This window comes from Mesorhizobium sp. M7A.F.Ca.US.007.01.2.1 (assembly GCF_003998165.1).
GTDB lineage: Bacteria > Pseudomonadota > Alphaproteobacteria > Rhizobiales > Rhizobiaceae > Mesorhizobium > Mesorhizobium ciceri.
The window spans coordinates 1-409 of the sequence record NZ_RZQP01000542.1 but is presented as its reverse complement, the minus strand read 5'-3'; the positions used below and the strand labels follow the sequence as shown (position 1 = coordinate 409).

At 63.1% G+C, this 409-nt stretch carries 1 protein-coding gene; it reads left to right on the top strand.

Annotated elements, in window-relative coordinates; translation table 11 throughout:
* The coding region (locus tag EN949_RS35690) for a cobaltochelatase subunit CobN (protein ID WP_206535024.1) at nucleotides 1-409 on the top strand (409 nt) is incomplete at both ends.

Below are 409 nucleotides of genomic sequence, written 5' to 3'. Positions count from 1 at the left end.
GCTGGCGGGGTCGGATGCGGAAGTTATCGGCCCGGTGGTGGTGCCGAAAGCTGGTTTTTACGTGCCTGGAAGTGGAGTTGTGGAGAAGCGGGACTTATCGAATGCTGGCGCTTACAACGTCAACGCTCCTATCATCCCCATCCTGTTCTATCGCTCGATGCTGCTGGCCGCCGATGTCGCGCCCATCGATGCGCTTGTTGAAGCGCTGCGGCAGCGCGGCATCGACCCAGTCCCGATCTTCGTCTCCAGCCTCAAGGACCCAACCTCCCTCGCCTTCGTGGAAACAGCACTGACGGCGCTGAAGCCCGCCGCCATCATCACCGCGACCGCTTTCGCCTCAGGCGCCGAACCCGGCATCGAAACGCTGTTCGACCGCGCCGGCGTGCCTGTCTTCCAGGTCATCGTCGCC